The organism is Mycobacterium sp. 050128 (genome assembly GCF_036409155.1).
Lineage (GTDB): Bacteria > Actinomycetota > Actinomycetes > Mycobacteriales > Mycobacteriaceae > Mycobacterium.
This window is the reverse complement of the sequence record NZ_JAZGLW010000008.1, coordinates 54,564-75,626: the sequence shown is the minus strand read 5'-3', so window position 1 is coordinate 75,626 and position 21,063 is coordinate 54,564. Positions and strand designations below refer to the sequence as shown.

The window sequence follows — 21,063 nt, the reverse complement described above, 5'->3', positions numbered from 1 at the left end:
TCGGGTGTGGGCGCGATTAGGCCTGGATCGAGCCCAACGCGGCGCGGTTCTGGGCGTCGGTCTCGCTGTACTGGTGCGCAGAGCGCTTCATCATGTCGATGACGGCTTGGAAACGCGCGTTGACCTGTTGGCCGGTCCGGTTGACATCCTCGGTCGTCGACATGGAGGCCAGCGCGGCGTTCCCGCTGAAGCCAGTACCGGTGAGGTTTTGGTTCATGGTGACATAGCGGCCCAACGCCGACATCACCTCTTGCTGAATGTTGTGCATTTGACCTGCGCCCGCGAGCATCTGCGCGGTATCAGCGTTCAACGCCATGGCGGTGTATCTCCTTCGCTTGCAAAGTGGTTACTGCTGCTTGTTCCGATCAGTTCAGCAACGACCCCGGGCCCCTGCCGGGATTTATCCTCCCTGCCCGACGTGGACCACGCCTTCAGACGTGAGCACCGGAGCCGCGTGCGCGGATGCCGGCAGCGTGATCGTCTTATCCTGCTCGCCGACGGCGGCGTATTCGTTGCCGCGTTGCGAGCGCGCCGTGGACGCCATCGGCCCATACATTCCCGGCGCCATGGCGCCCCTGGCCGCTGTTGCGCCGCTGCGCAGTCCCGCGGCTGGCTGCTCACCGGCATCAGCGGCGTCGGGCACGTTGGCCCACCAACCACCCGGCACGCCCACCGGGCCGCCGAGCCCGCCAGCAGACGGTTTGGTTAACGCCGCGGCTACCGTGGAGCCGCCGCCGGCGAAGCCGCCATTGGCGCCGCTGAGCCCCGACCACGGGGCGCTGGCTGCGCTGAGTCCCGGTGGTCCCCCGGCCGGCGGGCCACCGAGGCCCCCGGCCATACCACCGGTCAGCGCCGAAAGCGGGCCCATCAGGCCGCTCAATTGGCCCGCGGCACTTTGCGGGAGCTGGCCCATCGACTCCAGGGGTGAGCTCAGCGAACTCATCATCTCGGTCGGCGCTTGCGTGAGCTGGCTGAGCAACGATTGTCCTGGCTGCTCGGCAGGCGGCTGGCCGCTTTGCCCTCCCTGCAGCAGAGGTGGTTTGGCCTGTGGCGAGTTGCTCGTCAGGCCCTGGGTGGTGCCTGTTGTTGCGGGGACACCTTGGCCCGCGGTCGTGCCGGTGGGCGCGGGCTGGGAAACCGGAGCCTGCCCGCTGCCAGTGCTCGAACCTGCCGCCTGCACGCCGGCTCCGGTGCCGTTGAACACCCCGCTGGACACCCCGGTGGCGATTCCGGTACCGGCCGAGACGGCGCCGCTACCGGCACTCATGCCTGTGCTCAGGGCCTGCACGCCTACACCAACGCCAGCGCTCACCCCGTCGCTGATCAGCCCGGTCAGACCGAGCGCAGGGCCCGCCGGGTTGCTCATATCCGGCAACGTCGGCAGCGGAACGCTCAACGCGCTCACCACGGGGGCCATGGCGCCCATGTAGCCGACCATGGCGCCAGCATTCTGGCCCCAATACTCGCCGTACTCGGCGTTGGCCTCGGCGATCGCAGGGGTGTTGAACCCCATAAAGTTCGTTGCTTCCAGCGTGGCTTCGCGGACCCGATTGGCCACCACCACTTCATGAGGGATGGTCGCCGACACCGCGGCCGCGTAGGCGGCCAACCCTGTCTGAATCGTGGCCGCCGCGGATTCTGCGTGCATCCCGGCGGTCTGCTGCCAGGCCGCCATCGGCGTGGCACTGTCGAGCATCCCTGTTCCGCCCGAGCCTTGGAAAACCGGTGCGGTCGCCGCTGCGGTCACCTGCTGCTGCATACCTTGTTCGAAGTGGGTGACCGCCGCAGCGGTGTAGGCGGTGATTTGCGGAATGTGCGCGGTCGGACCTGCGCCCATCCTGGTCAACCGGAAGGCGTTAATCTCCGGTGGGATCCCCCAGTACATCAGTGCACCGCCGCACTAGAGCGACAGCAGCGCCTGGCCGACGGCATCCACGGCGGTGTAGGTGGCTGCCGAGGTCGCCACGGTGGCGGCGAACGCCTCACGTTGGGCCACACCTACAGCACCTGCCGCCAAGAACTGCGCGCCGTGCGCTGCGATAGCTTGCGCGAACATGGCCGACACTTCTTCGCCGCCCATCGGCACCACAGCGCCCATGGCCGGTGCCCCAGCGGCTAGCGTGGCGGCCGTGGTCGCCCCGCCCGAGCCTTCCGCTGCCGCCTGCGCCGCGAGCGCAGGTGCTTCAACAAACATCATTGCAATCCATCCCCTGTCCGCTTATCCTATCCGCCCCAAGCGATAGAGCCGTAGTGCTTGCGACGATAATCGCCGCCAGTGACACCGGCAACCAAACCGGCCACATTCCACCAAAGGCAACACCCCCTGTTGCCTTTGGTTACTCGATGGCTGAGCCTCCCAGGACGAAGTGAGCCGCCGTGCGCGCACGTTCTTCGATCGTTTTGAGCCGAACAATTGATTGCTCGGCCGCGCACACGGCCGTGCGCGCCTCCTCGGCGATCTCGGTGAGTCGCTGCGCCAGGAGCTGCGCCGAGCGGGTCGCCGGCGGGCGCGGGCCTGGCGTGGGCTGGCCTGCCAACAACGCCGCGCAGGTGCCAGCCTCCCAGCCCAGCGCCGCGCCGATCCTGTCCAGCGTGGCCGCACGAGACGGGACCTTGCCGTGGTTGATCAGCAGCGAGATCGTGGGGCGAGCCACCCGCGCCAGCCGCGCCAGGTCATGTTTGGACAGCCCCTGTTCCAGGCGGGCCTGATCGACGCAGTCAGCTAGCAGCCGCGCGGGGTCCACCTGGCTCAATGCGTGCTCGCCGGGAACGCGACCTGCACCGGCGCCACCACCCGGTCGGTGACGTAGAGTCCACGGCCGGGGTCGGCCGGCGCGGCTTTCGTGTGGCCGATGATCGGCCCTTCGTCAGGGTCGCCGTCCATTACCACCGCCGGGGCCTTGCTTTTGACCATCTCGGCAATCACCGGATTGGTTTGCGTGCGGCCCCACTGGGCGATCCGGCGCGACACAATCAAGTGCAAGCCGACCTCTTTACCGCGCGGGATAAATCGCGTGACCGGCCCCAAGGGGTATCCCGTACCAGGTACGAACCCGCCGCTGTCCCAGCTGGCCAAGGTTTCCTCGCGATCAATGAAGACAAAGATCTCCGGGCCGCTCCAGCGCCGTGTGCCCGCGGCCAACTCTTCTTGACTCTGATCGGTCATCGGCATGCGCTCGGTCAAGATCGCGCCCAGGCTTTCCCCCAACGCGCGGACCTGGTCCTCTCGGAAAACGTAGGCGCCCAGATGTTCGCCTTCGACTACCCGCAGCAGCTCGTTGTGCGGGTCGACCACATAAAGTTGGGCCTGCTCGGGGCTGTACACCCTCATCACGGCCTGGGCGACGGTGGCTAACCCGCTCGAGAGTCCGCATTCGGGCCGCCCGACGAACAGCAGATGCGGTGAGGCAGCGAAATTTACGACTGCTGGCTGCAAACCGACTTCGGAAATCCCGAACGGCACCACGCCCGCCCGGTCTAGGCCGCCCGGGCCAGGCTCACGCTGCTCCCATTGGGCGAAAACTTCGTCGATGTCAATGAGTTTGGGCAGCAAACGAACTTTCGCGGCCGCGCTGTCGGGTCCAGCCAGCCGCTGGATCGTCTCGACGGCTGCCCCCACGTCGACGCGTCGCCCTTCCGCCGTCACCTGCGGCAACCCGGCCTGGAAGTGGAACCCGTCCATGGTCGTGCCGCGGCCCCGGATTTTGACCGTATTGACGCTTTCGACCTCTCCGCCGGAGTCGTCATCTTCGTCCAGGAATATCTTGCGTTCCCCGAACGGAACCTCTTTGGCGACTTTGCGTTCGTTGACAGCCAGATCATCCATCTGGTCGAGCTTGAGTTCCACATTGCTGGTGAAAAGCTTGCTCATTCCCGAGGTGAATTTGTTGGCCACCCAGCCGCTTGTCGACACAATGCAATGCACGCCGACGTCGGGCCCTTTCGCCAAGATGCGTTCCACCTCAGGGACCAGCAGTAACTCCCAATTCTTCACGAATGTCGGCCAGCCGTCGATCACGAGGAACACATCACCGAAAGGATCATCCCGGGGTAGCTCACCGGCGGCGCCGCCGAATTTGCGCTCCCGCAGCTTGGTCAGCGTCAATCCGAGCTTGCTGAAGGCTTGCTCGCGCTGATCGATCAGCGCCAGCATCTCGGCGATGATTCGTTTGACGTGCTCGATATCATCCTCACGCGCGAAGCCACCGACATGCGGCAAATCCCTTACCACGTTCAGGTCCGGGCCGCTCAGTGCGATGACGTAAAATTGAAGCCGCCGAGGGCTATACAGCAGGGCAGCACCGGAGAGCATTGTGGCGATGGCCACCGTCTTGCCTGAATTGCCCATACCGACGACCGCGCAGTTCCCTTCAGCCAAGTTCGGCGCATAGACAAGCTGGCGGTGATCGCGCGGTCGGTCTTCAATCCCGACCGGGAACATCAGCCGCGAAAGCTCGCTTTGCGCCGCGCCGTAGTCGACATCCCACGGTTGGCCCCGCAACCGTCGCACCAGCTCTTCAACGGGCAACGGCTCCAGCGGAGGTAGCCACATCGGCTGCAGCGGAGGAAGATTCAGCCGGTTCAGACACTCCACCGTGGCCTGCACTTGCTTGACGGTACGGCCATCAGCGCCAATGACGGCACGCGGTTCGACAACGTTGCCCTGATCGGCTTCGACGTCGCGCACCGTCTGTAGCGCAGGCATACCGACTGCCTGAAACTCTTGCGGCTCAACGTAACCGGCTTCTTGCCGGGCAGCAGCCGCGGCAGCACGCTGGGGCGGGACGTAACTCTTGAGCACGAATGCGGTCTGGAAGCGGGTCAAGTTCTTGCTCGCGCCGACCTTCAATAGCCCCGCGCCGGCCGGCTTTTTAGGCAAGTGGTTGGCCTCGTCGCTACCCAACACCTCGTGGGAATCGTTGTCGCCGACCGTGCGCAGCGCCACCCGCACCGGGATGTTGCTCATGATGCCGCCTTGCATCTGGTGACCTAGTCGTTGCGAGCCCATCACCAACCGAAGCCCCTGCGAGCGGCCCTGGCGACCTACCTCGTCCATGACCGCTTTGGCGCCGTCATGTTCGGCGAACATCTGTGTGAACTCATCGACGACCAGCAACAGGTGCGGCATCGGCCGCAGCTTCTCTTTCTTGTGGATGCGTAAATACTCATATTCGGCGATGTCACTGACCCCAGCCCGGTCCAGCCAGGATTTGCGCCGCTCCATCTCGCCGTAAAGCACATCTTCCATACGCACGATCCACAGACGGTCGTTTCGCAAGTTGCTCATCGCGGCCACGGTGTGCGGGAACCCTGCCACCAAATGCGCCAATGCACTACCTTTGAAGTCGAACACCGCGACCTTCAACGAGTCAGGCGAATGCGTTAGGCACGCCGAGGTGATCAGCGCCGTCAAAAAGACCGACTTACCGCTTCCCGTCGTGCCCACGACGACGACGTGATGGCCCATTCCTTCGAATTCGTGCGTCTCCTTCAAATCGAGCGCCACCGTCTGGCCGTTGCGTGGATCTATCCCGATGGGGAACCGCATCCACTCCCGGCCCCACTGCAACTCGCCCTCATCGTCTTGCAGCGGCGGACCCAGCCGGGTCGCTGCCCAGGCCTCCTCGACATCGATATTGCCTGGGTCGGGGTGGCCGAGAATCTCATACAAATCAACGACTTTCGACGCAGCGACAGCCGAGGTTTGAGCGATCCGCGAATCCGCGTGGTAACGCGCCATTTTCCGCGCAAACGCGACCGCGGACGCTGTGTCCAACGTGTCTGGGAGCGCGAAAAACCCCGCCTCGTCATATGCGCCGTCGCGCTTGACGTGCAATGTGAACTCAGCTGTCATCTGCCCCACCCTCCTTAACCACAACACGCACGAAGGTCACCCCCGCGACCCCCCCGACACCCCTGCGATTCAACGTATCCCACTCACTGTCCACACGTAGCTGGTCATTGATTACCAGCCAGTGCGGGCGCACCTTGTCTCCGGCGCCCGGGTCTCCGTAATTCTTTCGGGCCCCGTGCAGCTCGTGACCCACCGCAGCGTCCATCGCCGCCGGCGAGGTCCACACCATCCGCAAGGGCCCGCCACTGTCAACGAGCTGATCATGCTGGCAGTGTGGCAGCCACTTGAGCCAATCCCATCGCGCCGGCTCGTCGGTGACCACCATGACCTTCAAGTCCTGCGGTGAATGAAAACAGGCCGCCTGACAAATCATCGCCCGCACTACACCATGCACGGTATCCGGCCCGTCCTCGCCTACCAACGTCATCAACGGGATCGCTTTGAGCGAAAGCGGTTTGGCGATACCAATGTTGGATTGCTCTAACAAGAACTTCCGCAGCGCGTCATAACAGACGGGCTCGTAATCGGCCGACTCTCCCAACCGCGGCTTAGCCAGCTTCTTCGCCAAATCCGAAGTCCCAGTGCCGAACCGCACAAATCCGAAGTGCATCGCCAAGTCCTCAGCTGGACTAGACCGCTCCCACATCCGCGGCGACCCAACCAACCCACGCAGCAACGCTGGCTCAGGATGCAGAAACTGGTAGTTGGTGAACTGGCGCTCGGCGTCGCTTTGGATCACATCGCGTGTCTGGTCAAGCTCATCCATGTACACACGGCGCTCTTCTTCCTGCGCCTGCGGAGACAACGCTTTATCACCGCCGCCAAACCGGCCCTGCATAAACACCCCGGCGAACGAAACAATCATCATCACCGGCACAAACAGCGAGAACAAGCTCATCGGACCCGAGCGCAGCCCAGGTTGGGTCAAAATCATCGCCATCATGCCCAGAAACGCCGCGCCCATGACGGCAGGCAAAATAATCTGCGCCTTGGTCAGCGGCAGTCGGCGCGGTGCGATCGGAGAATCCGGCACTGACTGCACGCCGCCGTCAACCTTGGGCGCCGCCATCCGCCGAGACGGGCTGAAACGAATCGTCGACATAACCAGCTTCCCCTTTACCCGCCAGCCCGTACATTGGTCTTCGTCGGCAACACCGCCACAGCATCTGACGGGCTGTGCACCGTCAACGCCGCCGCCCGAGACAGCTCCGGCCCCGCAGGCCACACCTGCAGCATCGACCACGGCGCTGGACGAACCTGAGATAACACCAGCCCCAACGCCTGCACGCTGTTGTCGTCAAACGGGACACCATAGCGCGACCCGGTAGAACTGATCACCCACATCGTTTCGCGGGCAGGCGAATCCAACGCCTGACCAGTAGTGCTCACAAACGTCGAAGCGCTATCACTGAGCAAGACCTGATTGGCTTGCACCCCGCCATTGCCCGCACCCACAAGCGGCACCAGTTTCGACCGCTGATCCGCCCGTATGGGCAGCCCCCGGCCCGAGATCACCGCCAGCCTCGCCTGGCGTTCGCTCACACTCCACTGCCACGCGACACACGACACTGGCCGACTGCCCGCATCAACCAAGCGAACCGGCGACCTTGGGTAGTACTCCACGTCAAGCACATGACGCACCGCAATGTGAGCCAGACGATCCGGCGAGACCTGCGGCGGGGTCGCCAAACCGAACGAATCATGTTGCCGCAGAATCGAAGCCACCACCGGCGAGACTTCCTGAACCCCGTCCGCCAGCACCACATAGAAACGGTCCGACTGCGCGGCCACGTCCCGGCTCGCTACCACCGCACCGATCACCACACCTGGACCCAAATCCACCTGAGCGGGTCCGCCAGCGCCGGGCACCACCGGAACCACCAACGGTCCCCCCGCCGGCAACGCATCAAAGAGCGCCCGCGACATCCCCGTCACCTTCGCTGCGGGCGCAATCCCCAGCGGCCCGGCGACCGCTGACTGAGACAGATCGATCGGCATCCGTACACCATTTGTCACCAGGTATACCTGCGGGCCGTAAGACAGCAACAAGGCCTCACCGCCCGCCAGTTCCCCCGCCCCCTCACCCAGCGACAGCTGCCCATCAATCCCGGTCACCTGCGGCGAACCATCAATGGTAGTCGGCGCCGTGTCGCACACAGCCCAACGGGAAACCTGAGGCGACAGCACCGCAGGTGTCTCCACCGGAGCGCCCTGAATTCCCACAGTCGGCCCCTTCGGCCACTTCGCGATCTCCCCCGACGCCACGAACGTCGGCCGATCCGGCTCACCAGCAATTAGTTGCGCCGAGACCAGGTTCAACGCCGGATACAGGCGCTTGTCGACGACGACAAACAAAGCACCCGATGAACGATCAGCAACGATCTTCGACGAGTCGTCGATCACCCCAGCCGGCCGAAACCACCCGTAGACGAACGACCCCACCACCAGCACCACACCCAACACCGCCGACAGCATCAGCAACGTTCGATGCCAACGAACCGGATTGACCTCCATGCTCACCGAACGGCGCAGCAACGCAAACGACAAGCGTCGCCGCACGAAGAAATGACCCGAAACCTGCGTCTTGGACGCCAACTTCAACGGCACACCGGCACCGTACCGCCAATCACTACGCCCCCGCTACCAAGGCGTCCAAAATGGATGAAACCCCAGCCTAGAACCGGACACAACACCAAAACCAGCGGAAAGGGCCTTACGCGCCAGCCCATCGAAGTTTCGTCACGTGACAGGACTCCGTGCCACGAAGGTCCGCTGCTCACCCAACGCTGCAGCCGACTTCGGACTCGACCGCGCGCAATAGCAAGTCAAACTTCGAGCCGAAATCACCGGGGTAGGCGGCGGCCGCAGCGTAGACCATATCTGCGACATCGGCCGGGCGCCGCTCCCAGCCTTGCAGCAGTTCCATCGTGCGAGCAGTAACCCATTGCGCCTGATAACGCTCGCGATCTCCCGTGGTGGCCTCCGGCCGCGGCCTATTCGCGCTGAGGTTCACGTAGTAGACGGTTGAGGCGATCCGGTAATGGCTCCACGCATCCTCGGAAATCTCATCGCCGGTGCCCAGCGCGTCCCACATCTGCCGCAGCTCCGGCGTCATCTGCTGGGACCTCTTCACCGTCTCCATCATCTGATCGGCGAGGCTCACAACTGCGCGGTTTTCAACGACACGCGCCTCGGGACCCGCCGTGGCCATCTCCTGCAGCCGAGCGTGCAGCTCCGGGTGCAGGGCTTCCAGTCGATGCATGTGCATATCGTCGAGAGTCGGCCGGACGTAGGCCCTCTCGTCCAATTCCCGTTGGCACACCGCGTATTCAACACCAGGCGCCCGACCGAACGGACTGTCCGCAGTCACCGCCATGGAGACCAGATGCGTACCGCCGCGGCCTCGTAACCTTGCGTATTCGGCTAAGACCTCAGCGGGATCCGACGCCCCGAACCAACGATCCCGAAATTGATTGTCCACCAGCTTATCTGCGGCCAAAAGGCGCGCAGTACGCGGCAAAAACACTCCCTGCGGAATGTAGCCGAAGCCTTCATTGGACATCACCACACACTCAGTGGGCCCACCAGCCTCACGGCGAAACACCCCGACTGCCCACTCAATGCACGCGTAGTTAACCACATCACTGTCACGACGAAGCTTGCGCGCCAACGCTTTTGCAGTCGCCAACTCAGCGGACTCCGGGCGCCCGCGCTGCCGGGAACCAGCCCCGGCACTGGCAATACTTGCGGGCACAACCACCGCACCCGAGCCAGTACTCGAGCCCCCCGCTGGCCCCGCAGACGCGGACGCCCCCGCACCAGATGTACCGGTGTTGCCGGCCGGGACGACCGGTGCCGAAGCACTCGCGCCGCCCGCAGCCACAGGGGCGGCCGGAGCGCCCATCCCCGGAGGCGGAAGCATCATCGCCGCCGGTGCACCACCAGCTGGAGCGGCCGCGTTAGTCGGCCCCGCACCCGCGGGACTGACCGCGGCCGGAGCTGCGCCCGCCGACGCCACCCCCGCCGACGGAACACCGGCACCTGACGTGATGCCCGCCGCCGGAGCTGCGGAGGCCTGCCCCGCGGCCGGAGTCCCCGTGCCCGTCGCGGGCGCCAACGACCCCAACGCCGATCCTGCGGAGACGCCCTGAGAGAACGCCGGCCCCAACTGAGCCGGGGCCCCGGCAGCCGGAGTGGCGCTGGCAGGCAGGTTCCCCAACCCAGCGGCCTGCGTACCAGGCAGCTGACCTAAACCCCCCGGTAGCCCGCCCAGACCTCCACCCGAGCCCAGGCCGCCCATGCCTCCCGCACCCGGCATCGACCCGCCCAGCCCAGACATCGACGTCAACCCCGGCGGGAAACTAACCGACTGTATACCGCTTCCGCCACCCCCAGGCATCTGCCCGCCACCGCCGGCAAAAGGGTTTCCCAGTACAGGAGCGGGCTGCGGGTCTGTTCCGTTGACGTCACGATCGCCCCATTTTGGATGGTGCCCACCTGGAGAATGTGCGCCTGCCGGCACGTTACCGTCGTCACCATTTGCTGCGCCGGGAGTTCCGTTGTCATCGCCCAGCCCGGTGCCCTGCTTGCCGGGCGGGACGGCTATGCCGTCCCCGCCGTTGACGGGCAGGACGGGGTATTGAGGTGCCGACCCGCCCAGCCGTGAGGTCAGTGCCGTGATATCCGTGCCTGCAGTGTGCTCGAAAACGCCAGCTTTGGCCGTAGCGTCCCCCACGAAACTGGTAGTCAGAGCCCGCGCGCGGGTGTGCCAACGCGCAACGATCTCTTGCTGTTGTACCGGGTTTTTGGCCTGGGATAGTTCAGCGTTGGCTTTCACCACAATGTTCTGCTGAGCCGTGTGCGCGTCCCGGTAGACCCCCGCCACGCCGTTGAAATAGTCGGCCGCCGCGCCGTAGATGCCGGCCATGCGACCATAGTCAGCAGCCAATTGCCGATTCTTCTCGTGGCCAGCCTCGAAACCGGGCGATTGCGCGGCTTCTTCTCGTAGCGCGTTGGCGGCCCTGAGCTGCTGCTCTAGCTCACCAACCTTCTCGGCCAACGCCTTGTAGTGCGCGGCTTGTGTCTCTAACGGCTCCGCTGCTGGCGGCACCATATCGGGCGTGATGATGATGTTGCCAGCGATGCTGGTAGCGGGCACGTCCGCCACGGCTCCCCCTTTCGGCCCGTTACCGGCAAGCGGCGTTGACCTTCGCTTCTGCGGTGTTTGCACGCTCGATCGCGGCATCCCGCAGGCTGCCCTTGCGGTGGGTGGTGGCATTTTCCATATCGGAGCTCGCCGCCAAGTAATCGTCGATCCCTGACCGGATCGCTGCCGGTGTGTCGATCGGCAACTCGCGGCGCAAGAAGGCGCTTTCCACCAAGATCACCCGAGCCTCTTTAGCCAAGGCATCTTGAGTACCAGGATCGTTCCAGTCAGCAGGAGCATGCGCCACGGCATTGGTGGCGTCGTCCATGGTCGTCGCGGTCAACCCCCACAACTCGCACGCTTTCGCGCGCGCGGCGGCCACCTGGTCGGAGCTGGGAGTAGGCGGCGACCACGGCACAACCACCTTGCTGGTAACCGTCGACGGGGTCATCCAAGCCGCTGTCGCAAGCGCTGCGGCCGCGGCCGAAACGACGAGCACCGCTACCGACGCGCCCACCGCCCCGCGGCCCGGCCCCACCGGAGGCGGTGGTGGTATTGGGAATGGCGGCGGGGTCGGCGGGACCGGTGTCCCTGCGTGGAGCGGGCCCAGGACAGTAGTCATATGGTCACGCCCGGATGCGGCGACAAATCCTGAGTATTTTGATTGTCAGTTTCGACGACCTCGGTCAACGATTGATCATTGCGCTCAGCAACCTTGCCACCGTACGGCGCCAGCGCCGCCCCGGCCCCCGCCACTTGCTGGTCCACCCCTGTGCTCGCTGTTACGCTCGGCGCCCACATCGAAGCCGCGTGAGCCGTCCCCAGTGCGGTGGCCGCCGCACCGTGGGCTGCGTGCTCGGGCACCGACGCAGCAAACTCTACGGTTGCCGAGCCCGTCAACATGTTCGCCGACTGCGCGGCCGCAGGCACGACCTGAAGAATGTCCTCGGATTGCATCACTCACACACCTTGTCAAGTTCAGTGCTGGCCTTGTCGACCCGATCGACAAAGGCTTGCGCATCATGGTTTGGCACTGCGCGCGTGTCTGCATCGACCGCGGCCAAAACTGCGCTGATATAGCCGTTAATGGCGTCTTGCACAGGTCTTGGCGCAGCTGGGGTCAGGTGTTGTTGCAAGTACTGCGTCTCGACCATGACCACAAGCTGAAAGTTGGCAAGCGCTGGCTGGTATTGCGGCGTCTGCCGGTCGCGCGCAGCTGCGGCGAAGTTCTGTTGTGAGTTCGCTATCGGCCCGGCGGCAGCATTGCTGGCGTCGCAGGCTTCTTTTTTGGCCGCGGCGACTTGGTCGGTGCTGTAGCTGGGCGGCGGCGGCGGGGCGGTGACGGTGGTGGTTGTCGCGGGCGGGGTTGATGCGGTCAGCTTGAAAGCGCTCATCACTGTCGCACTGAGCGCCAAAAGCACTGCAAGGGAGAGCATCACCCATACCGCGAGCCAGCCCGGCCGGCGTCCCCGATACGGCGGCGGGGGCGCAGGGATGTGCGCAGGCGGCAGGTAGTTGGGGGGCGGCGGCAACACCGCGGCACCTGTCGGCGCGCCGCCTCCACTGGTCGGGATGGGCGGACTGCCCGGCACGACCGGGTAGCCTGGCTGCCCAACTGCCTGCGGATACATGCAATCAGAGTATCGCTGTCCTACGACATCGGGCTACCATTGCGCCCGAATCCAGGGACTACCGCTTCTTCTCAGGGGGCGGTCCAGATTTCACTGTTCGGGTCGATGAAGGCTTGCACTGCGGCGTCGAGCGCTTCTTGGTCCTGGCCGCCGACGCTGGCTGTTTCGGCGGCGGCGGCGTTCACTGCCTCGTCGATCGTCGTGTTAATCAACTCGGCCAACGCACCATGTGAGTAGCGGGTGGTGCAGCCCTGAGCCAGGGACAACGACGTGAGTTGCCCGTGCGAGTTCACCGACAGCACGACGTCGCCGTCTCCGCCGGTGGCTTCGAGGTCGATGCTATCCATCTCCTCGAGGACTTTGGAAAGCATCGTTGACACCCGTTCCATGCGCGCTATCACACTGGCGGCTAGATTCTTGTCCGCCTGATAGCCGTCGTATTCGTAGACCGTCACTTGACCTCACGATCATCGTTGGCCGCGATTTCTTCCCGCAGCTTGCTCAGGGCTGTCGACGCCAGCTCGAGCCTCGCCAGCACCCCGGCGGTCAGCTTCTTATCGGCCTGGTAGGCGTCGGATTTGGCAGTTTCGACGCCCCGGCCAGGCGCTCGTGATCGGATTGTCGTCACTGCGAGTCCCCGGGGTCGGGGTCCACGGGCCTGTTGCGTGACCTGATAGTCACCGTGCGCTTGGCGCCGCTTTTGGGGGTGACAGCGGCGTCGACGGTGGCGGTGTGTCGAAGCGAGTCGCCGCGTTCGCCTTTGACCGGCTCCGAATGAGGTCGCGCTGGCATGTCGATCGACTTATCGGGGTCTTTCACGGTGCGGTTGGCGGCCCCGCCGCCGGCGCCCATGCCCCCCATCGGCGGCATGAACATCGGTGGACTGCCCACACCGCTTTCTGCGGCGGCAGCGGTGGGACTCGGGGTCGGGCTGGCTCCGGCCAACGGGGGCGAGGCTGACGCCGGTGAGCTCATTCCAGAGATCCCCGCGGCGGGCTTGAGGTCAGCGCCGCCACTGGCCGCCGGGGCGGTCGCGCCGTCGTCACCGCCGCCTCCCCCAGCACCGCCGCCCAGGGAGTCGGCTGCCAGCTGATCATCTTGGGGGGTACCGTCCAGGCCGTCTTTGGCCCCGAGCCCTTGTGTTAAGCCGGTTACGCCCTGGGTCGCTTGCTGGGCCAATTGCTGGAGCTCTTGGCCCAGTTTCTGCGGTAGCTGGGCGGCCATGCCGACACCGGCCCCGAGCATGCCGGTCAACATTTGTGGCAGTGAGGAGGCCATTCCCGGCCCCACGCCTGCGTCTGCGGGCGCGAGCGGATTAGCGGCGGGATCACCGTCGCCTGCGTCCAGACCGTCAGCGCTTGCGGCGTCGGTATCGGGGTCGACGTCGTCCCCGCCGGTGTTGCCGGCATGCCCGCGCGCGGGTTTCGAACCCGGTCCCTGCTGGGTTGTCGATGATGGGGCGTCGCCCTGATCGCTACCCGGCTCCACGATGGCGGGCGCTGGCGGCGGCCCCGGCGGCGCCTCGGGTATTTGCTCCCCGGTGTGGTAGTTAGCGGCCACAACGTGGGTGCGGTTGGTGAGCTGGGTCAAGTTGGTGTGTGCTTGGGACACCGCGGCCGCCGACCCAGGACTGGGATAGGAGCTGTTGAGCGCTATCGCGTTGTGGAGCTCGCGGTGACGGTTAGCAAATTCCGTGGGCGTCGGAGTTGCCTGCTTGGCCTGTGTGAACCTACCCCTGTGGTCGTCGGCGAGCTGCCCGACCGCATTGGCATGGCGGGCCATCTGCTGTGCCCAATCGGCATAACGATTCAGCGCCGCGGTGATACGCGGTGCCGCCTCCCCTTTGAGATGTTCCCCGACCGTTACCGCCCCGCGCCGGGCCGACTGCTCGGCCGCGCTGAATCCCTGTGCGAGAGCGGCGCATTCGGTCACGAAGGACGCCCCAGCCGCGGGCTGGCCTGCTTCCATGATCGCCGACGTGGCTTCAGCCGGGCGTGGCGCGGGCGGGGCGACCGGCACATCAGCAGCAACCAGGTTGACCGTGACCGCCGGCGTGAAGCCCGGCCCGGGTGGTGTCGCGTTGCCTTGCAAACTCACCACGGATCGATTGGCCTCGTCCATCTGCCCGTATGCCACGGCTGACTGCGTTATCGCCTGAGCGCCCGCGGCAAGGACCGCGGCCCCATCAGCGGCCCGCGACGCCATCACTACCGCGTGTTCAGTGAGCCGGGCGGCCACGCTCGTCGACGTCTCGTCAGTGGCCAGCGGAGGATGCACCGGTGCCTGCGCGCCGAGCTCGGCGAGGGTATCGGCGGCAGCGACCAGGCCCGCGACCGCGCTTTGCAGCCCCGCAACGTCGACCTGCAGCACCGCGGCCCTCCCTTCGTTGGTCTTTCTGACGCTGCCACCTATTGTCTAGAAATCGATCAGCGCCTCATAGCTGGCAACCTGATCCTCGGTGGGCAACGCGCTCGAAACCGTCACGTGTTGGGCCTCCCACTCCTGGCGCAGCGCCAACTGCGAACGCAAGTGAGCCAGCGTGTTCAATCTGATGATGCGGTTAGCCAGCTCAGCGTCGCTGAGCTGCATCGCGGCCGCCTGTAACTCCACACCTAAAGAGTTCCCGCTTCGACCCACCGCCACCACGATCGACTCATCGCGACTTGCGGCCTCGTACACCACGGTCTCGTAGTCGGTCGATGGCGCTTCAGACATGGCTCTAGTCCGTGGAAATGGTCAAATTCGCACGGTTGGCAGCGTCCATCTCCGCCATCTGCGCCGCAGCCTTGCGAAGCTGTTGGGCCATGGCCTCATGCCGCTCTTGCTGGTCGCGCAAAGCCGTCTCCCGGTCGTTGACCGCGGCGACCGCAGCACGACGCGCCTCGTAAAACAGCGGTCCCCAGGATTGGGCCGCAGCCACGGCGTGGGCATGGTCAGCGCGGGCCTGCTCGCATGCCTCGGCAGCGTTCTCATGGGCGATCGCCCACGTAATCAGGTCGTCGGTGTTGACCTGCAAGGCCTGCTCGTTCACGGTCATTAGGCTACTCCCTCACGTTACGGTAAAAGTCGCGCTTAAGTTGTCGGCGGCGCTGGTGCAGGCCCTGCCGGTGCGGTGGCCGCAGCGGTCACCGTGGTCGTTGTCGGGGTCGACTGTCGTGTCCACCCCAAGAAATTCGGGCCAGTCTCGAGCTGATCAATCGGAGTGACCTCACCGTTGAGCCACACATGGTTTTTGTCGAGAGCCATGACCCGATGATCGGTATATTGGCCCACATCGCCGAATTGCAACCGCGAAGGCGCAATCGGCGCGTTCACCGGGGAACCCAGCGGCGGCAACTGAAGATTGGCCCCTGCATAGGCATCGTCGATGCTGTCCCCGGAGAGCACCGCGCGCCCGGCCTGTGCGAGGGCCCCATTGGCCGCCGTGCGCACTGATTGGTCGGGCAACTGAACCTGAGTCGACGGCGTCGGCGCCTGCCCGGCTGCTGCCGGTGCCGGCGGTGCCGGCGTGGTGCCACTGCCAGCGTTTTCAGTCCCCGCTTTGTCCTGTTGGTCGCCCTTGTCGCCCGCATCGTGCAGCCCGGCCGGCTGCGTGCGATCTTCAGACTTGTCGTCACTGATGTGCGAGCCGGACGGGTCCTTGAGCGGATCGGCGTGCTCATCAGAGGCCAGCTCCGGATCATGGCCGCCATCGCGGAGCGCCCCACCGATTGCCGACCCCAAATCTCCCAGCCCGCCACCACCGAGTCCACCGCCACCGCCGAGCGATGAACCGAGCGCGCCGGGCAGTGAGCCCAGAGCGCCCAGCGCAGGACCAGCCATCATGCCCAACCGTGACATCAGCGGGTCGGAGGCCAATCCGTCAAGCAATGGGTCACTGCCGCTGCCGGTACCGTCGCCCGCGCCTGCGGGCGTGTCCCCTCCCCCCGCTCCCGCTGGTGTGGGAGCGGGATCGCCGCCGCTTGTGGTGCGAGGGTCATCGCCGGTCTTGTCTTGCAAAGCCTGGTAGCGCGCCGAGAGACCGTCCAACACCCTCGCTTGTGAATCCGAGTCCAGCCCAGCGCTTTTCAGCACATTGAGGATGTCATCGGTCTTGCCTTGCAAAAACTCGGCGAATTGCTGCTGGCCGGTCGCAGTGTCAAGTGAGGGCCCCAGCTTGGTGACCTGGTCGATGACCTCTTGCTGCAAGCTTTGCAGCCGCTGGCGACCCTCGGCGCTAGAGCTTGACGCCTGCAGCAGCGCGTCGGCGAGTTTGTCATCAGCGTCGTTGAGTGCCGAATGGTTCTTGGCCAGCGCCGCATCGAGGCGTTTGGCCGCCTCAGCACCTGCCCCGCTGAGTCCTGGTGGGGGCGGCGGCGTCCCGGCCGGCGTCGTCGGGCTAGGCGACCCCGGAGGAGGCGGCGGAGGCGGTGAGGCCGGTTGATCGCGACCCAACGCCTTGTTGATTTCGGGCATCGGAGCCGTATCGGGATCAATGCCCATGTAGGTGAGCTTGGCCCGGTCAAGCTTGGTGAGCTCATCGCGCGACGTGACCGGAACCGTCGGCGCCGGGTCCCGTGGCAGCGGGCCGCTCGGTGCCGGGTTCTCAGGGAACGGTGACCCCAAAACCTCCGACACTCCGCCCAACACTTGGGACAGCGCTCTATCGGTCCAGACAGTCATGTTCGGGACGATAAATCCCGGGTGGCTTTAGCCGCTACCAACAACGACACATTCGTGAAAAACCGGCGCCCGGAGCATGTCCACGTGCCCTGTTGACTTTTGTTGTCTTTCAAGACACGCCGCACCAGATGCGCGGTAGTACCGCGTTGCCGGTGTAACACTTTGCGCGATAGCACCATCTGCCCCAACGGAAGGACCGCCTCGCCATCGCTGATAACGGCAACTACTCCACGTGCCGCACCACCCGTCGAGCGTCCTCAACCCTCCCATGGCACAAACGGTTTCGCTGCTTACGCCCCAAGCAGTATCTGTGCCGGGGCCTGCCCTGGCAGGCGCGCGACCGAGCACACCCGCTCCGCAGGACCCAGCGATCCGCGACCGCACCGAACCCTCACGGCCAGTCACCCACACCGGCCACATCCGCACCTACTTAAGGAGGGACGCCTAGCGCCACAAGCCCGAAAGCCCGCGTCCGCCCAGCCTCTTTCGGCAGACGCCAACACATCTCAATAGCTGGAGTGATCGACCCCTGACATGACAAGAGCCCCGCCAAGGGCGGGGCCGTGTCTGAGTTTCAAACCGAGGGCCAACTCGGTTCTGGGTCTTCACCCATATCCCCGAAGGGACGTGTCTTGAGCGACTCGTCTCACGGTAGCGCATACCCGTCTGCCTTTCCAGACAACGGCGCGCTTCGTGACCAAATTTTGTCCACCCGATCCGTGAACTTATGCGTGCCCCCGCGTCGAGGGCACGGATCCCGGCCGCCGGCGTCGCGGCCACGAACGTATCGCGGCTGTAGCGCTGCTCGGCGCCGCCGCGGTGTCATCCGCACCACCCCGGTAGTCGAGGTGATGGATATCCGGCGCGGCCGCCGCCTGCGCGGCGGTGAGCTCCCGCCCGCGAGCCTTTTCGTCAACCTCGAACTCGAGGAGGGCGCCTACGCGGGAGTGCCCTGCTGGTCAGGTGGTGGCACCTACTGGGCGCACGTGACCGTCGCGCATGCCTACGACCACCGCTACAAGGCCATCAGATCCCAGATGACCTCGGGCGGCATCGCCAAACAGACCCTGATCCTGATCGCCGCCGCGTTCGCCCGCACCGCCGACGTCGACACCGGCCGCAACGCCCGCCCCACCAACGAACAATTACAGCGAGCCACCGGGTTTACCGAACGCACTATTCAGCGGGCCCGGGAATGCCTGCGCCTTCTGGGCGTGGCCACCGAGGTCCTCCGCGGCCGCCAACGGACCTACATCGAGCGCATGGCCTCCTGGCGCATGGGTGATCGCTACCGCGGCTGGGCCTCAGTGTGGGCGTTGCACGATAACGCGCAGCTCAACCGGGTTATCCACAACATGTCACCCCACCTGGAACGGTCCCCAGTAACCACTCACACCTCACCTCAGAAACGACTGGTTACTACCCACGGGCGCCACACGGGCGCCCGGCACGGCGCCGCTACGCGCCGCCCAGCTCCAGACTCCGGGGGGCGGCGCCTAGCCGCTGCCTGGCGAGCAGATCCGCATGCGCCACCCTGGGCCCGACGATTCACCCCAACCAGCTGGGCCGCCATGCTGGCCGCTCCCGCGGCCGCCGGCTGGACCCCGCGCGACCTCAACCAGCTCATCACCGACTGGCTCGGCGTCGGCCGGCGCATTCCCGACTCCCCCGCTCGCCCCATCGGGTTGCTCGGCGCCATCTTGGCCTGGCACGGTGCTGACAACCTCGCCGATCGACCCGCAGCCCTCGACCAAGCACGTGAAGCTCAAGCCCGCCTCACCGCCGAACAACGGCGCAACGCCGAGACTGCGGCAACCCACCGCGCATACGTCGCTGGCCGTGCCGTCGGCAAGACCGCACAATCTGGTCCCGGTCGCGCTGAAGCGTTCGCAGCACTTTCAGCAGCACGGCACCGCAGCGCTGCGCGCAGAACCACTGATGCGGCCGCCGAACACGCACGCATCGAAGCGCTCATCGAACGGGCACGCCGCACCGACAAACCCACCCCCGATGCACGCCGCCACGACCTCTGGCGATAGGCGGCAGTCAACCTATGTTGGGTTGCCAGGGGTCGTCGGCGAACGCGACGAACCCGTCGGGGACCGGCACGGACAGGTGGGCCAGGAGCCGTAAGTGCCAGCCCGCTTCGGGACCGTTGACTGCCAGCGCTGTCACGTGTGCGAGCTGGCGATCCGGTATCCGGTGCAGCTCTTCAAGCAGAAGGTCCGGAACCCAACCGAGAGGCGAGTTGTCTGCGGTGGTGGTGAGGATGGCCAACGGATTGGCGGCATTGGTCGGTTCGTCGTGCAGCCGCAATTCGTCTCCGGGAGCAAGCGCTGCGAGGTGGTGTTCAACGTCGTCGCGGGTCAAGGTGATGACCTCGCCGGCTACGCGTGTCGGGCGCTCGGCGATATGACGAATACCGTGGACGAGGAAGTCGCATTCGAAATGCCCGCTGGTCACGGTGGGGACAGGGAATAGTTGGATGGTGTCGCCTGGGCGGTGACCGCCTGATCGAGTGATCTGTTCGAAGGGTGACGCGTCCTCTTCGAGACCAAGGCGTTTGACCCAGCGCGCGAAGTCTGGGCGGCGCGGGGTCATAGCACGCTGGGCGAACAGCGGAAACAACCTGTCCGAGGTGTACTGCCCGTGAAGGTCCGGGAAGCCCAAGAACGGCCGAAATCCTTTGACCTGCATGGCACGACGCAGATAGTGGAATCGATAGCTGTGACCATCAAAGCTCAGCATGCCGACCGGCGAGATTGTCCGCTCGATCGGGTGTTGCCAGGTCACCACGAGGCGGCGCACCGCGGCAACACCGGACACCCGGTCTTGCACGGCGTTAGAGCTGCCCGCACGCATCGAGAAGCCTTCCCTTGTTGATAGTGAGTAGTTCTGTAGCGAAGGTACGCCACTGCTCCGACAAGTTCGGAACCGAATTCAACAGGTCAGTGACCGTGTCCTGTGTCACGGCGCGGATTTTGTCGATCCAGAACGTTCTTACTGCCGGTCGGCAGATCGCGAGTGCGGCAGAAGCGTGCTCGACCAGGCTCACCGGCCCGTTCGGGCCATACTCGAAGCGATGCGCCGTGCCCTTGCGCGCCCACCGGACTATGCCGCCCGGCTCGGTGAGCAGCTGAACGCATCGCGCGCTGTTGACGTTGTAGCCCAGGCTGCTCGACTGGTCGTAGGATCCGCACAGCCGGTAGTTGAACGCACCAGGCGGCGGAACAAGGATTGACCAGTTGTCGTCGTGGCGGTCCCGGTTCGCGATCCACGCATCGAGCAGCATATAGCCGGCGAACACATCGAATGCGCTGAAACCGTCCGGGGCGCCGAACGGTGCATCGACCCGGCCATCCCGTAGCGCACGGGCGATTCGCTGCAGTGAATGCCCTGGTCGGCCCTTGGCTTGCGACACGTAGGTGGGGTCGAACTCGGCCAGCAAAAGCTTTCCAGGCTGAAGATCCCAACCAGGTGGGGCGAGGTAGCGAGACAGGCTTCCGCGCCTGCCGTCGCGGTATGCAAGCTCGACGTCGGCGCATGGCACGCTGATTAGCCGAGCAAGTTCGGTGCTGACCCGTTCAGCCCAGTCCTCGCCTTGTTGGAAACCGAACTTGACCACGGGTGGTTTGAACAGCCACCGCTGCCCGGTCGTCGGTTCGATCAGCCAGTACTTCTCTTCGACGCCCTCGGTCTCGTCGCTGAAGACCTCCCACGTCGAGACGTCCCACACATTGAGCTGCACCGCAGCGCTCGGGCGTTGCCTC

At 65.2% G+C, this 21,063-nt stretch carries 21 protein-coding genes; 2 read left to right on the top strand and 19 right to left on the bottom strand.

Annotation, left to right across the window (positions count from 1 at the left end):
- Window positions 1–16: 16 nt before the first annotated feature.
- From SKC41_RS29820 to SKC41_RS29785, 8 genes are all read right to left on the bottom strand, one after another.
- A complete protein-coding gene (locus tag SKC41_RS29820; protein ID WP_330981295.1) occupies window positions 17–316 on the bottom strand; it encodes a WXG100 family type VII secretion target in 300 nt (99 codons plus the stop codon).
- Window positions 317–400: 84 nt separating this feature from the next.
- Window positions 401–1,885, bottom strand: a complete 1,485-nt coding sequence (locus tag SKC41_RS29815) for a PPE family protein (RefSeq protein ID WP_330981294.1) — start codon at window positions 1,883–1,885, stop codon at window positions 401–403.
- A 15-nt stretch (window positions 1,886–1,900) separates the two neighbouring features.
- Window positions 1,901–2,197, bottom strand: a complete 297-nt coding sequence (locus SKC41_RS29810) for a PE domain-containing protein (protein ID WP_330981293.1) — start codon at window positions 2,195–2,197, stop codon at window positions 1,901–1,903.
- 139 nt (window positions 2,198–2,336) lie between these two features.
- Entirely contained in the window at window positions 2,337–2,753 is a 417-nt protein-coding gene (locus SKC41_RS29805; RefSeq protein WP_330981292.1) for a helix-turn-helix domain-containing protein, read from the bottom strand.
- Window positions 2,750–5,548: a type VII secretion protein EccCb gene (gene eccCb / locus SKC41_RS29800; RefSeq protein ID WP_330981291.1), complete on the bottom strand. Its 2,799-nt coding sequence runs from the start codon at window positions 5,546–5,548 to the stop codon at window positions 2,750–2,752. Before eccCb ends, SKC41_RS29805 begins: the two co-directional genes overlap by 4 nt.
- 295 nt (window positions 5,549–5,843) lie before the next feature.
- Entirely contained in the window at window positions 5,844–6,956 is a 1,113-nt protein-coding gene (locus SKC41_RS29795) for a hypothetical protein (protein ID WP_330981290.1), read from the bottom strand.
- 14 nt (window positions 6,957–6,970) lie between these two features.
- Window positions 6,971–8,461 carry a type VII secretion protein EccB gene (gene eccB, locus SKC41_RS29790; RefSeq protein WP_330981289.1) on the bottom strand — a complete coding sequence of 497 codons (1,491 nt, stop codon included), beginning with the start codon at window positions 8,459–8,461 and terminating at the stop codon, window positions 6,971–6,973.
- Window positions 8,462–8,630: 169 nt separating this feature from the next.
- Complete coding sequence (locus SKC41_RS29785) at window positions 8,631–9,416, bottom strand: hypothetical protein (RefSeq protein WP_330981288.1); 786 nt, start codon at window positions 9,414–9,416, stop codon at window positions 8,631–8,633.
- Window positions 9,417–9,684: 268 nt separating this feature from the next.
- Between SKC41_RS29785 and SKC41_RS29780 the strand changes: the two genes are divergently transcribed.
- A complete protein-coding gene (locus SKC41_RS29780; protein WP_330981287.1) occupies window positions 9,685–10,005 on the top strand; it encodes a hypothetical protein in 321 nt (106 codons plus the stop codon).
- 1,035 nt (window positions 10,006–11,040) lie between these two features.
- On the opposite strand, the gene SKC41_RS29775 is transcribed toward SKC41_RS29780, so the two are convergent.
- The 9 genes from SKC41_RS29775 to SKC41_RS29735 form a co-directional block, all read right to left on the bottom strand.
- Window positions 11,041–11,328 carry a hypothetical protein gene (locus tag SKC41_RS29775; RefSeq protein ID WP_330981286.1) on the bottom strand — a complete coding sequence of 96 codons (288 nt, stop codon included), beginning with the start codon at window positions 11,326–11,328 and terminating at the stop codon, window positions 11,041–11,043.
- Window positions 11,329–11,618: 290 nt separating this feature from the next.
- On the bottom strand, window positions 11,619–11,957 hold the full coding sequence (locus SKC41_RS29770) for a hypothetical protein (RefSeq protein ID WP_330981285.1): 339 nt from the start codon (window positions 11,955–11,957) through the stop codon (window positions 11,619–11,621).
- Entirely contained in the window at window positions 11,957–12,631 is a 675-nt protein-coding gene (locus SKC41_RS29765; protein ID WP_330981284.1) for a hypothetical protein, read from the bottom strand. The genes SKC41_RS29770 and SKC41_RS29765 overlap by 1 nt, the downstream gene beginning before the upstream one ends.
- Window positions 12,632–12,702: 71 nt before the next feature.
- Complete coding sequence (locus SKC41_RS29760; protein ID WP_330981283.1) at window positions 12,703–13,086, bottom strand: YbaB/EbfC family nucleoid-associated protein; 384 nt, start codon at window positions 13,084–13,086, stop codon at window positions 12,703–12,705.
- Window positions 13,083–13,259: a hypothetical protein gene (locus tag SKC41_RS29755; RefSeq protein ID WP_330981282.1), complete on the bottom strand. Its 177-nt coding sequence runs from the start codon at window positions 13,257–13,259 to the stop codon at window positions 13,083–13,085. Before SKC41_RS29755 ends, SKC41_RS29760 begins: the two co-directional genes overlap by 4 nt.
- A complete protein-coding gene (locus tag SKC41_RS29750) occupies window positions 13,256–15,001 on the bottom strand; it encodes a PPE domain-containing protein (RefSeq protein WP_330981281.1) in 1,746 nt (581 codons plus the stop codon). The genes SKC41_RS29755 and SKC41_RS29750 overlap by 4 nt, the downstream gene beginning before the upstream one ends.
- 45 nt (window positions 15,002–15,046) lie before the next feature.
- Entirely contained in the window at window positions 15,047–15,346 is a 300-nt protein-coding gene (locus SKC41_RS29745) for a DUF2694 family protein (RefSeq protein ID WP_330981280.1), read from the bottom strand.
- Between the two features lie 4 nt (window positions 15,347–15,350).
- On the bottom strand, window positions 15,351–15,668 hold the full coding sequence (locus SKC41_RS29740; protein WP_330981279.1) for a type VII secretion target: 318 nt from the start codon (window positions 15,666–15,668) through the stop codon (window positions 15,351–15,353).
- Window positions 15,669–15,703: 35 nt separating this feature from the next.
- On the bottom strand, window positions 15,704–17,293 hold the full coding sequence (locus SKC41_RS29735) for a DUF4226 domain-containing protein (protein WP_330981278.1): 1,590 nt from the start codon (window positions 17,291–17,293) through the stop codon (window positions 15,704–15,706).
- An 848-nt stretch (window positions 17,294–18,141) separates the two neighbouring features.
- Here SKC41_RS29735 and SKC41_RS29730 point away from each other — a divergent pair.
- The gene (locus tag SKC41_RS29730; protein WP_330981277.1) at window positions 18,142–19,332 is read left to right on the top strand and encodes a helix-turn-helix domain-containing protein; all 1,191 of its coding nucleotides are present in this window, start codon (window positions 18,142–18,144) and stop codon (window positions 19,330–19,332) included.
- A 7-nt stretch (window positions 19,333–19,339) separates the two neighbouring features.
- Here the strand turns inward: SKC41_RS29730 and SKC41_RS29725 are convergent, their stop codons facing one another.
- Both SKC41_RS29725 and SKC41_RS29720 read right to left on the bottom strand, forming a co-directional pair.
- Window positions 19,340–20,155, bottom strand: coding sequence for a hypothetical protein (locus SKC41_RS29725; protein WP_330981276.1), 816 nt, complete (start codon window positions 20,153–20,155; stop codon window positions 19,340–19,342).
- Complete coding sequence (locus tag SKC41_RS29720) at window positions 20,136–21,041, bottom strand: hypothetical protein (protein WP_330981275.1); 906 nt, start codon at window positions 21,039–21,041, stop codon at window positions 20,136–20,138. The genes SKC41_RS29725 and SKC41_RS29720 overlap by 20 nt, the downstream gene beginning before the upstream one ends.
- Between the last annotated feature and the right edge of the window lie 22 nt (window positions 21,042–21,063).

What these genes read in the sequence shown, in the direction of transcription:
- SKC41_RS29820 (WP_330981295.1), bottom strand. Translation starts at nt 316, where the DNA reads ATGGCGTTGAACGCTGATACCGCGCAGATGCTCGCGGGCGCAGGTCAA.
- SKC41_RS29815 (WP_330981294.1), bottom strand. Translation starts at nt 1,885, where the DNA reads ATGTACTGGGGGATCCCACCGGAGATTAACGCCTTCCGGTTGACCAGG.
- SKC41_RS29810 (WP_330981293.1), bottom strand. Translation starts at nt 2,197, where the DNA reads ATGATGTTTGTTGAAGCACCTGCGCTCGCGGCGCAGGCGGCAGCGGAA.
- eccCb (WP_330981291.1), bottom strand. Translation starts at nt 5,548, where the DNA reads ATGCGGTTCCCCATCGGGATAGATCCACGCAACGGCCAGACGGTGGCG.
- SKC41_RS29795 (WP_330981290.1), bottom strand. Translation starts at nt 6,956, where the DNA reads ATGTCGACGATTCGTTTCAGCCCGTCTCGGCGGATGGCGGCGCCCAAG.
- SKC41_RS29785 (WP_330981288.1), bottom strand. Translation starts at nt 9,416, where the DNA reads ATGTCCAATGAAGGCTTCGGCTACATTCCGCAGGGAGTGTTTTTGCCG.
- SKC41_RS29775 (WP_330981286.1), bottom strand. Translation starts at nt 11,328, where the DNA reads ATGGACGACGCCACCAATGCCGTGGCGCATGCTCCTGCTGACTGGAAC.
- SKC41_RS29770 (WP_330981285.1), bottom strand. Translation starts at nt 11,957, where the DNA reads ATGCAATCCGAGGACATTCTTCAGGTCGTGCCTGCGGCCGCGCAGTCG.
- SKC41_RS29765 (WP_330981284.1), bottom strand. Translation starts at nt 12,631, where the DNA reads ATGTATCCGCAGGCAGTTGGGCAGCCAGGCTACCCGGTCGTGCCGGGC.
- SKC41_RS29745 (WP_330981280.1), bottom strand. Translation starts at nt 15,346, where the DNA reads ATGTCTGAAGCGCCATCGACCGACTACGAGACCGTGGTGTACGAGGCC.
- SKC41_RS29740 (WP_330981279.1), bottom strand. Translation starts at nt 15,668, where the DNA reads ATGACCGTGAACGAGCAGGCCTTGCAGGTCAACACCGACGACCTGATT.
- SKC41_RS29735 (WP_330981278.1), bottom strand. Translation starts at nt 17,293, where the DNA reads ATGACTGTCTGGACCGATAGAGCGCTGTCCCAAGTGTTGGGCGGAGTG.
- SKC41_RS29725 (WP_330981276.1), bottom strand. Translation starts at nt 20,155, where the DNA reads ATGCGTGCGGGCAGCTCTAACGCCGTGCAAGACCGGGTGTCCGGTGTT.